Source organism: Maribacter spongiicola (genome assembly GCF_052119685.1).
Classification (GTDB): domain Bacteria; phylum Bacteroidota; class Bacteroidia; order Flavobacteriales; family Flavobacteriaceae; genus Maribacter; species Maribacter spongiicola_A.
This window is the reverse complement of the sequence record NZ_JBGQOO010000001.1, coordinates 575,909-588,702: the sequence shown is the minus strand read 5'-3', so window position 1 is coordinate 588,702 and position 12,794 is coordinate 575,909. Positions and strand designations below refer to the sequence as shown.

The following is a 12,794-nucleotide window of genomic DNA, read 5'->3' as shown; positions in this document are numbered from 1 at the left end:
GTATAGACATAAAATCTAAATGGACAAATAGTATTAAAACCGAAGCCAAACGCCTCGGTTTTTTATCATGCGGTATATCCAAAGCAGATTTTTTAGAGGTAGAAGCTCCTCGTTTAGAAAAGTGGTTGAATAATAATATGAATGGCGAAATGAGCTATATGACGAATCATTTCGATAAAAGATTAGACCCGAGATTATTGGTTGAAGGTTCGAAATCGGTAATTTCTCTTCTATTAAATTACTATCCGGAGGAAACCCAAATTGATGATTCTTACAAGATTTCTAAGTACGCATACGGTCAAGATTATCATCATATTATAAAAACTAAATTAAGACAGTTACAAGAATTTATTACCGAAGAAATTGGCGAAGTCGATGGTCGTGCTTTTGTAGATTCTGCCCCGGTATTAGATAAGGCATGGGCGGCTAAAAGTGGCTTAGGGTGGGTCGGTAAAAATAGTAACCTACTGACCCAACAAGTGGGTTCCTTTTACTTTATAGCTGAGCTAATAGTTGATTTAGAACTAGAATATGACCATGCAGTAACCAATCATTGTGGTACTTGTACGGCTTGTATAGATGCCTGCCCAACTCAGGCAATTGTTGATCCTTACGTGGTTGATGGAAGTAAATGCATTTCTTACTTTACAATTGAGTTGAAAAATGAGCTTCCCAATGAGATGAAGGGCTCTTTTGATGATTGGGTGTTCGGCTGCGATGTTTGCCAAGATGTGTGCCCTTGGAATCGGTTTTCGAAACCCCATAATGAACCATTATTCAACCCGAACCCAGAATTGCTCAGTATGACCAAAAAAGACTGGGAAGAAATAACTGTCGATGTCTTTCAAAAGGTGTTCAAGAAATCTGCTGTTAAGAGAACGAAGTTCGACGGACTCGCAAGAAATATTGAATTTCTGAAATAATTGAACCTTCTCAATCGTTTTCGTTCGTTTTTCTGAATACGAATGTGTTAGAACAGCCCTAATTATATTATATTGGTAGTCGCTCAATTTTATGTTTTTCGAAATAATAACATGTGTTTTGTGAGAATCTATTAAAATGTATCACCAATTAAATAACATATCCCGTACATGAAGTTCAATAAACCAAGTCTTAGTTTCTGGCAGATATTTAATATGAATGTTGGTTTTTTAGGAATCCAATATAGTTTTGGATTGCAACAAACCGCTATTAACCCTATTTTTTTATATCTAGGTGCACCTGAAGATATGCTTCCTATTTTAAACATCGCTGGTCCTATAACTGGGTTAATTGTTCAGCCAATAATTGGAGCTATTTCAGATAAAACATGGTCGGAACGTTGGGGTAGAAGAAAGCCTTTTTTCTTAATTGGGGCGATTTTGGGTAGTTTATGTTTGTTCGCTTTTCCAACCAGTCCCGTTTTATGGTTTGCAGTTGGTTTACTATGGATTCTTGATGTGGGTAACAACATGGCAATGGAGCCTTATAGAGCTTTTGTAGGTGATAAACTTCCTGAGAAACAATTAAGTTTAGGCTATCAAATGCAAAGCTTATTCGTAGGTGCAGGTATACTTTTAGCAAATGGATCTATAGTACTATTTCAATATTTATTTGGCGGAGAATCGGTAGAAGTTGCCGGTACTATACCTACTTGGTTGTATTATTCATTTTATATTGGTGCAATTCTTTCGATAACTACCATCCTATGGTCCGTATTAAAAACATCAGAAATACCGCCTAGTTCACAAGAGCTTGTTGGAATTAATGCAGCGAAAGCCAAACCCTTGGCAGAACGTATTGCATTACCATTTAAAGAAATAGCAGAAGCGATAAGTAAAATGCCGAAATTTTTATGGAAGCTAGGCGCGGTTTACTTGTTTCAATGGTATGCATTATTTATCTATTGGCAGTATACGACCCCTTTGTTTAAATTGACAATGGGTTATTCTACCGGCGAGGCAGCTTCGCAGTCTGCTCAAATGAGTTTGACCTATAACATTGTTACCATGGTCGTTGCCTTGGCATTGGTGCCTTTATCACTTAAGTATGGAGGTAAAAAAATATATGCGCAGAGTTTGCTGGGTACTGCAATATCACTATTTATAATACCTTTTATTTCTGATCCTATAATGGTTTTAATACCTATGGTTCTCTTTGGTGTTGGTTGGGCAGCTATGATGGGTATACCATATACCATGGTTTCTAAAGTGGTGCCGCAAGATAGACGTGGTGTATACATGGGTATTTTGAATATGATGATTGTTATTCCAATGGGTATTGAGACACTAACATTCGGACCTATCTATAAATATCTACTAGGCGGTAACGCCATTAATGCAATGTTATTTGCGGGCGCATTCTTCGCTATCGCTGCATTTTTTGCAATGCGTTTGAATGTTTCTAGTAATGAAGAGGTAGCTGATTTATAATGGTATAATCTTCTTTGAGATGGTTGTAACAGAGCAATTTATTTTGTTTATATAAATAGTGTTCCTCTTAATGCTTTCTTATAGATTACCTTTAAATTTGTTTTTTTAAAATAGAAGAGTATGAGCAATGAAAAGCTAAGAAGGGAAGCACTTATCTATCATGCAAAACCACAGCCTGGTAAGATAAAAATTGTACCCACTAAACCATATAGTACACAACGTGATCTTGCTTTGGCTTACTCGCCTGGTGTGGCAGAGCCATGTTTAGAAATAGCGAAGGATAAAGAAAACGTATACAAATACACATCTAAAGGTAATTTAGTTGCCATTATTTCTAATGGTACGGCAGTATTAGGCTTGGGTAACATCGGTCCGGAGGCATCAAAACCTGTAATGGAAGGTAAAGGCCTTCTTTTTAAGATTTTCGCCGATATCGATGGTATTGACATTGAAATCGATACGGAAGATGTAGATAAGTTTGTTGAAACTGTAAAGATGATTGCGCCAACATTCGGTGGTATTAATCTTGAAGATATAAAGGCTCCTGAAGCTTTTGAAATCGAGCGTAGGTTAAAAGAGGAATTAGATATTCCTGTAATGCATGATGATCAACACGGTACGGCGATAATTTCTGCCGCAGCTTTGTTAAATGCATTAGAGATTTCTAAAAAGAGAATGGAAGATGTACGCATCGTTATTAGTGGTGCGGGCGCTGCAGCGGTTTCATGTACTAAATTATATAAAGCATTTGGGGCAAAGGCAGAGAATATAGTCATGCTCGATAGTAAAGGTGTTATTAGAAAAGATGCCGATAATTTATCGCCTGCCAAAATAGAATTTGCTACCGATAGAAAAATAGATACGCTAGATGAAGCCATGGTCGATGCCGATGTATTCGTTGGTTTGTCTATCGCAAATGTGGTAACTCCGAGTATGTTACTTTCCATGGCTGAAAACCCTATCGTTTTTGCAATGGCAAATCCTGATCCAGAGATAGCATACGATTTAGCGGTCGCTACCAGAAAAGATATTATAATGGCAACGGGAAGATCTGATCATCCTAACCAAGTAAATAATGTACTTGGTTTTCCATTTATATTTAGAGGTGCTTTAGATGTAAGGGCTACAGCAATTAATGAGCCTATGAAAATGGCAGCTGTAAAAGCTTTGGCAGATCTAACAAGACAACCTGTGCCTGAGCAAGTGAATATAGCTTATGGCGAAACGAGATTGACTTTTGGTAAAGATTATATTATACCAAAACCTTTTGATCAGCGATTAATATACGAAATACCACCTGCTGTGGCTAAAGCTGCAATGGATAGTGGTGTTGCGAAGATGCCAATTGAAGATTGGGATAAATATAGAGAAGAACTTATGCTTCGTTCAGGTAACGATAACAAAGTTGTTCGATTATTGCATAGTAGAGCACGAAGTAATGCAAAGAGAATAGTGTTCGCAGAGGCTGATCATTTAGATGTTTTAAAAGCGGCACAAATAGTTCACGAAGAAGGTATTGCTATTCCTATTCTTTTGGGTAGAAAAGATATTATTCTTGAATTGAAAAAAGAGCTGGAATTCGATGCTGATCTTGTTATCATCGATCCTATCTCTGAGGAGTTCGATGAGCGTCATATTCGTTACGCAACTAAATATTGGGAAAGTCGTAAGAGAAGCGGCGTAACATTCTACAGTTCAAAAATAAAAATGCGCGAGCGTAATTATTTTGGTGCCATGATGGTTCTTGAAGGTGATGCAGACGGGATGATCTCTGGTTACTCAAGAGCTTACCCAACTGTAGTAAAACCAATTTTAGAAGTTATCGGTAGAGCAGCGGGTGTGAAAAAAGTAGCAACGGTAAATATCATGATTACCGATAGAGGTCCGTTATTTTTAGCGGATACTTCAATAAACATTGAGCCAAATGCAGAAGAGTTGGCAGATATTGCTCAAATGACTGCAAATGTTGCTTCGAACTTTGGGTTTAACCCAGTTTTAGCGATGTTAAGCTATGCAAACTTTGGTTCATCAACGCATCCTAATGCAAGAAAGGTAAGAGAAGCTGTTCGTATTTTGCATGAAACAAAGCCAGATTTAGTGGTCGATGGTGAAATACAAACAGATTTCGCTTTGAACAAAGAATTGCATCAAAGTAAATTCCCATTTTCAAAACTTGCAGGAAAAACGGTAAACACATTGATTTTTCCTAATTTAGAATCGGCTAACATCACCTATAAATTGCTTAAAGAGCTGAACAAAGCAGATTCTATTGGTCCTATCATGGTAGGGTTAAGAAAGGCCGTTCATATTATGCAATTAGGTGCTAGTGTTGACGAAATAGTAAACATGGCGGCTGTAGCTGTAATTGATGCCCAAGAGCGCGAAAAGCGTAAAAAGGCTAAAGGATCGGTATAAATATTAATTAAATAATAACTCAATTAGGGAAATTGGTAGACATACTTTTTTCCCTTTTTAATTTTAAAAAATCATGATACATCACTTAAGAGGAAAACTAGTAGAGAAAAACCCAACTCATGTTATTATCGAATGTGGTGGTGTGGGCTATTTTGTAAATATTTCTTTGAATACTTTTTCGAAGCTGCCAGAACAAGAAAATATTTCTGTTTTTACGCACCTACAAGTGAAAGAAGATTCGCACACATTGTTTGGTTTTGTTGAAAAATCTGAACGTGAAATATTCCGATTATTACTATCCGTTTCGGGTATTGGGTCAAGTATAGCCAGAACCATGCTTTCTTCTATGTCTCCGTCTCAAGTAAGAGACGCCATTGCTAACGGAGATGTTGCGACAATACAAGCCGTAAAAGGTATCGGGGCGAAAACCGCACAACGTGTAATTTTGGATCTTAGAGACAAGGTCTTAAAAGTTTACGATATAGACGAACTTTCACTAAGTATAAACAATACAAATAAAGATGAAGCGTTATCTGCTTTAGAAGTTCTAGGCTTCGCACGTAAACAATCAGAGAGGGTTGTCGATAAAGTGCTTAGTCAAGATGCTTCCTTAAGTGTCGAGAATATAATTAAACTCGCGCTCAAAAATTTGTAATAAGTTTGAAAAACGGGGCAACTAAATTTCTTAATATTTTTTTAAAGCATATACTTCTATTCTGTATGTTTTTTGGTTCCATAACATTTGTTGTGGCACAAGACACAGAAGAGCAGGAAATTGATTCTGTAAAAACAGGTTTCGATCTGGGTAGGATTCTAATTAAGAATCCAGAAAGTATTGTTTCAAAGTACATTTACGACCCTAAACTTGATCGTTATATCTATAATGAGAGTGTGGGCGATTTTAATATCGGTTATCCTGTAATTCTTACACCAGATCAATATTTTAAATTGGTTAGGGAAGAAGGTATAAAATCTTATTTCAAAGAAAAATCTGATGCTTATTCGGGTAAGAAAGAAGGTAGTGAAGAAGCTCGTAAAAACTTACTTCCAAATTTCTATGTCAATAATGATTTCTTTTCTACCATTTTTGGTGGTAATACTATTGAGATAATCCCGCAGGGATCGGTTGCAATGGATCTTGGTGTTATTTGGCAGAAGAATGATAATCCTTCTTTATCACCAAGAAACAGAACGAATCTTTCTTTTGATTTTGATCAACGTATTAGTCTTAGTATGTTAGGTCAAATAGGGGAGCGTTTGCAGGTAACAGCTAATTATGATACCGAAGCAACTTTTGATTTCCAGAATATTGTAAAGTTAGACTACACACCTACCGAAGATGATATTATTCAATCTATTGAAGTAGGTAATGTAAATATGCCTCTTAATAGTTCGTTGATTCAAGGTGCACAGAGCTTATTCGGTGTTAAAACGAAATTGCAATTTGGTAAAACTTCTGTAACGGCTGTTTTTTCTGAGCAACGTTCGCAAAACAATACAGTAGTGGCGCAAGGTGGCGGTACTTTAAATGAGTTCTCGTTAACTGCTTTGGATTATGATGAAAACAGACACTTTTTCTTAGCACAGTATTTTAGAGATAACTACGACGCTGCACTTTCTTCCTATCCTTATATACAGAGTCAGGTACAAATTACCCGTATAGAAGTTTGGATCACGAACAGATCGCAACAAACATTGAATGTACGTAACGTTGTGGCTATTCAAGATTTAGGGGAATCAGATATCACGAAGACTAGGGTTGGTCAAAGTAATGGTAGCGGTGGCGGATTCTTTAATGGTCCTGCAGATGTAAGACCTAGAAACAACGCCAATGATTATGACCCGGCATTAATTCTGACCAATAATGGTGCGTTAAATGACAATATTAGAGAAATCGCAACTGTAGAAAGCGGATTCAATGCCAGTAGTTTTGCCGGTGGATATAGCCCTAATCAAGGTTTTGATTATGCGTATTTAGAAAATGCCAGAAAATTAGAGCAGGGTAGAGATTTCGATTTCAACACACAATTAGGGTATATCTCTTTAAACCAACGTTTAAGTAATGATGAGGTTTTAGGTGTTGCTTATCAGTATACATTTCAAGGTCAGGTATACCAAGTTGGTGAATTTGCCAATGGTGGTATTGAGGCTACAACGGTTACGCAGACTGTAAATACTGTAATTGAAAATAACACCCTTATTCTTAAACTTCTTAAAAGTAATATTACCAATATCACGGATCCTATTTGGGATCTGATGATGAAGAATATTTACGCAACAGGGGCCTACAGTTTAAGTCAAGAGGATTTTAAAATGAATATTCTATATTCTGATCCTACACCGAGAAACTATATTACACCTATAGTAGAAGGTCCTGGGTCTGGTTGGCCCGAAGGGTTAGAAGAAAGCATTCTTCTAAATGTCTTTAATCTCGATAGATTAAATGTGTATAATGATATACAACCCGGTGGTGATGGATTCTTCGATTTTATCAGTGGTCAAACAATAGATGTACAGAATGGTCGTATCATCTTTACCAAAGTAGAGCCTTTTGGCGAGTTTTTATATGAAAAATTACAAAATGGTAACAGCGGTCAGTATAATGTTACCTCTGGTTATAATGCCAACCAAGAGCAGTATGTCTTCAGAGATATGTATTCTTTGACTAAAACAGCGGCACTTCAAGATCCCGAAAAAAATAAATTCATATTAAAAGGTTCTTATAAATCTGAAGGTAGTAATGGTATTTCTATTGGTGCTTTCAACGTGCCCCAAGGTTCGGTTACAGTTACTGCAAATGGTAGAACATTGCAAGAGGGTATCGATTATACGGTAAACTATCAGTCAGGTACGGTGCAAATATTAGATCCAAGTTTAGAGGCTTCTAATGTGCCTATCAATATATCGGTAGAAAACAATGCGGTATTCGGACAACAAACACGTCGTTTTACAGGGGTAAATGTAGAACATCAATTTAATGAGAAATTTGTTTTAGGTGGTACATTATTAAACCTGAACGAAAGACCATTAACGCAAAAATCTACTTACGGGGTAGAATCTGTAAACAATACTATTTTCGGATTAAATACTAATTTCTCTACCGAGGTACCTTTCTTAACTCGTATGGTAAACAAGTTGCCAAATATTGATACCGACGTGCCTTCTAATATTTCTATTAGGGCAGAAATGGCTGCTTTAATACCTAGTTCACCTAAGAATGCTGATTTTGAAGGAGAGACTACAACATATTTAGATGATTTTGAAGGAGCACAGGCACTCATAGATATTAGAGCATCTCTAGGGTGGTCTCTTGCTAGTATGCCTTTAGAATTCGGAAATAATGATCAACCTTTTGGTAGTTCGCCAGAAGATTTGAATAACCTTTTCAATGGTTATGGTAGAGCAAAACTATCTTGGTATACTATTGATCCAATTTTCTATACCAATCAAAGACCATCTACCGTTAGTGATGATGATCTTTCGACCAATGCAACACGTAGGGTATATATTGATGAGGTTTTTCCTGAGACCGATGTTGCTCAAGGGCAAACACAGGTGCAGTCAACTTTAGACATGGTGTATTATCCAACGACTAAAGGCCCGTATAACAACAATCCTGATTTTGAAACACAAGCACCTACTGATAAGTGGGGTGGTATGATGCGCTCTTTGAGCAGTACAGATTTTGAACAGAGTAATGTTGAATTCGTTCAGTTTTGGGTAATGGATCCTTATGTTGATGGTATTGCAAATGGTGCTGGTGAATTGGTTCTTAACTTGGGTAATATATCTGAAGATATTTTGCGCGATGGTAAAAAACAATATGAAAACGGATTGCCAGGGGTAAATAGTAACGATTTCGTTGCTCCAACTTCTTGGGGTGAGGTGCCAGCAACACAATCGTTGGTATATGCTTTTGATGCTGACGAGAATAATAGGGGTTTACAAGATATTGGTTTTGATGGGTTGGATGATATTCGTGAAGCTGATGTGTATACCAATAACGGTGGTAGTGATCCTGCATTAGATAACTATGGTTATTACCTAAATAGAGAAGGTAGTATTCTAGAGCGATATATAGATTTCAATAATCCACAAGGTAACTCGCCTGTTTCTGTTACCAATACAGATAGAGGATCTACAACATTACCAGATGTAGAAGATGTAGATAGAGATTTAACGATGAATACGGTGAACAGTTATTACGAGTACCGAATTTCTATTAAACCGAATACAACTATTAATGATCAGTATGTAACCGATATTATTGAAGGTACTGCAACAGGTGATATAAGAATACCTAATGGTGATGATGTAAATTACAGATGGATACAGTATAAAATTCCATTAAGTGATTTTACCGATGCTGTTGGTGGTATTACAGATTTTAGGTCTATAAGTTTTATGAGAATGTATATGACAGGGTTCAATAGCCCAACCATTCTACGTTTTGCAACTTTAGATCTGGTAAGGGGAGATTGGCGTACGTATACAAATACCTTACAAGATAAAAACATTGATAGTGATCCTTCTGATGATGGTACTACATTAGATGTAAATACCGTAAACATTGAAGAAAACAGTAGTAGAACTCCAATACCTTATGTATTGCCTCCTGGTGTTTTAAGAGAGCAATTGAACAATAATAATACGATCATTCGCCAGAACGAGCAATCTCTTTCTTTAACAGTGTCTAATTTGGAGTCTGAAGATTCGCGTGGAGTATTTAAAAATTTAAACGTAGATATTCGTCAGTATGAGAAATTGAAAATGTTCATACATGCCGAAAAAATTATAGATAGCGATTATGCCGATACCTCTACACCATTAGTTGGTTTCTTGCGTATGGGTACAGATTTTACCCAAAACTACTATCAAATAGAATTACCGTTAGAGTTTACGCCTTTTACTGCTGTAACTGAAGAAGAGGTATGGCCAGAAAATAACGAGATGAATATTGCGCTTAGCGATTTGACCAAGGTTAAATCGCAATGGATCGCCGATGGCGACTTAAGCGATGTGCGTTTCTTTGAAATTGATAACGGAGAAGTGATTCCGGTTGGTGAGTTCGATGTTCGTTCTCCTGGTAGAATTCGTATTGGTATTAAAGGTAACCCCTCTTTAGGTAGTATACGTACTATGATGGTGGGTGTAAAAAACCAAGATATATTGCCGGCACGTGGTGAGGTTTGGTTCAATGAGCTTCGTCTTGCAGGTTTAGATAATAATGGTGGCTGGGCAGCAATTGCCGCTATTGATGGTAATATTGCAGATTTTGCGAATTTTAGTGCAACTGGTAGTAAAAGTACCTCTGGTTTTGGGTCTATTGATCAAATGCCAAATGAGCGTGCCCGTGAAGATGCTATTTCTTACGATGTAGTTACCAATGTTAATGTTGGTCAATTGCTTCCTAAAAAATGGGGTATTCAGTTACCTGTCAATTACGGTATATCAGAACAAATGATTACTCCCGAGTTTGATCCCGTATATGATGATTTAAAGTTAGAGGATCGAATAGCGGCCGAAGATACCCAAGAAGGTAAAGATGATGTTTTAGAACAAGCCGAAGATTATACCAAGCGAACTAGTATTAACTTAATTGGTGTTCGTAAAGATCGTGGCGAAGAAGCAGATGCTAATTTTTATGATATAGAAAACTTTACATTTAACTATAGCTATAACGAAACCGATCATCGAGATTTTGAGATTGCAGAGTTAAAAGAACAGAGTATAAATACAGGTTTTGTGTATAACCATAGTTTCGATCCTGTTGAGTTTGCTCCGTTTGCTAAAAAAGATTCCCTCTTTACAGGCAAGTATTGGAAATGGCTAAAAGATTTAAACTTAAACTTATTGCCATCTAATGTCGGTGTTACCTCTAATATTAATAGACAGTTCAATGCGCAACGTTTTAGAGATGTGTATACAGATGGTGAAGACAGAATTCAATTGCCAGAGTTACAGCAACGTAACTATTTATTTAATTGGCAATATGCGGTAAACTATAATCTGACGAAATCGCTTCGATTAAATCTTACAGGTTCGAATAATAATATTGTTCGAAATTACCTGAACGAAGATGAGCCTTTAGAGTCGATAGATAGAATAAGAAATGAACTAGGCATGTGGGACGGCTTCTTTGATGTTGGTGAGCCTAATAGACATTCTCAACAAATGCAGTTGAATTATGAAGTGCCTTTTTCTAAAATACCTGCCTTAGATTTTATTAGTACACAGTATTCTTATACTAGTAATTTCGATTGGCAAAGAGGTGGTGATGCATTGTTTGAAGTAGCTGGTGAATATATCAATACCGTGCAGAATGCAAATACGCATACAATAACGTCGTCTTTGACCATGCAGAAGTTCTATGATTTAATCGGACTTAAAAAGAGAGAGGCGCCAAAAGCAAAAAGCTCAGGACCGATTAGAAGAGATAAAGCAGGTGTGCCAACTGAAGATGAAGAGAAAATAAAAGCGAAAACCAGCGACTTGTTCAATACCGTTGTGGATATCGTTACTATGGTAAAGAGATTAAACTTGAACTATAGCGAGAATAATGGTACTGTGTTACCAGGGTATACACAATCTGTTGGTTTTATAGGTACCACTAAACCTACTGTTGGCTTCTTGTTCGGTAGTCAGGCAGATGTGCGTTTCGAAGCAGCTAGAAATGGTTGGCTTACAGGTTTCGAGCAGTTTAATGAGCAATTCATCCAAAGAACAAATAAACAATTGAATATTACCGCTACGGCACAACCTACAAAAGATATTACCATCGATTTGGTGGCTGATAGGCAGTATTCAGATAGTTATCAAGAGAATTTCAATGTAGTTGATCAAGAGTACAACTTACAGTTGGGTAACAATTATGGTAGTTTTAGTATTTCTACTATGATGATAGGTACCGCTTTCGGTAAGAGCGATGAATTTGATTCTAGTACTTTTCAAGAGTTTAAAGACAATAGAATTACGATTGCGAATAGAATAGCGGTAGAGCAAGGTATACCTGTAGATGCAAATGGAGAATTTCCAGAAGGGTACGGTAAAACACAACAAAGTGTTTTGTTACCGGCATTCTTTTCAGCGTATACAGGGCAAGATGCTGAACGTGTAAACTTAGATACCTTTAGAGATATTCCAATACCGAACTGGAGTATTAAGTATACCGGTCTTATGAAGAGTAAGTGGTTTAAAAAGAAATTCAAACGTTTTTCTTTAAGTCACGGGTATCGTGCATCATATAGTATTAACTCGTACCAAACGAATTTAGAGAAGGTACAATTGATTAATGATGGTCAAGCTCCTATTAATGCAGAGAATCTTGATATTTTACCAGATTTAATTTTGAACAACGTGGTACTGACAGATCAGTTCAATCCGCTTATACGTGTAGATTTTGAAATGATCAATTCGGTAAGTGTATTGGCAGAGGTTAGAACAGATAGAGCATTATCATTAAGTTTTGATAATGATTTAATGACCGAAATTAATGGTAAAGAGTATACTGTTGGTTTAGGGTACCGTTTTAAAGATGTAAAATTTGTAACCAATATTGGTGGTAACAAAACCAGATTGAAAGGTGATTTAAACTTAAAAGCTGATGTTACCTTACGAGATAATATTACTATAATTAGAAATCTAGACATTAATAACAACCAAATAACATCTGGTCAAAATTTAATGTCATTGAAGTTTACTGCAGATTATGCGTTGAGCAAGAGCTTAAATGCGTTGTTCTTTTACGATCATTCGTTCTCTCAGTTTGCTGTTTCAACAGCATTTCCGCAAACAACTATTAATGCTGGGTTTACTATACGCTACAATTTCGGTAATTAAATCGGCCATTTATTTAAGAATAAATCGCTACTTTCTGCACACATTTAAACAAAACATAACATTGGTAAATATTTTGATAACCTAAGTTGAAAACTTTACATTTGCCGAAGTAAAAATTAATAAACGATT

The 12,794-nt window shown here is 36.5% G+C and carries 5 protein-coding genes; all 5 read left to right on the top strand.

Going from position 1 to position 12,794, the window contains the following annotated elements; all coding sequences use genetic code 11:
- Positions 1-2 precede the first annotated feature (2 nt).
- Positions 3-923 carry a tRNA epoxyqueuosine(34) reductase QueG gene (queG, locus tag ACEN2N_RS02515; protein ID WP_441823125.1) on the top strand — a complete coding sequence of 307 codons (921 nt, stop codon included), beginning with the start codon at positions 3-5 and terminating at the stop codon, positions 921-923.
- A 168-nt stretch (positions 924-1,091) separates the two neighbouring features.
- A complete protein-coding gene (locus ACEN2N_RS02510) occupies positions 1,092-2,411 on the top strand; it encodes an MFS transporter (RefSeq protein ID WP_441822833.1) in 1,320 nt (439 codons plus the stop codon).
- 120 nt (positions 2,412-2,531) lie between these two features.
- On the top strand, positions 2,532-4,826 hold the full coding sequence (locus ACEN2N_RS02505) for an NADP-dependent malic enzyme (protein WP_441822832.1): 2,295 nt from the start codon (positions 2,532-2,534) through the stop codon (positions 4,824-4,826).
- A 73-nt stretch (positions 4,827-4,899) separates the two neighbouring features.
- The gene (gene ruvA, locus ACEN2N_RS02500; protein WP_423997739.1) at positions 4,900-5,481 is read left to right on the top strand and encodes a Holliday junction branch migration protein RuvA; all 582 of its coding nucleotides are present in this window, start codon (positions 4,900-4,902) and stop codon (positions 5,479-5,481) included.
- Positions 5,482-5,486: 5 nt separating this feature from the next.
- A complete protein-coding gene (gene sprA / locus ACEN2N_RS02495) occupies positions 5,487-12,665 on the top strand; it encodes a cell surface protein SprA (RefSeq protein WP_441822831.1) in 7,179 nt (2,392 codons plus the stop codon).
- Positions 12,666-12,794: the final 129 nt, after the last annotated feature.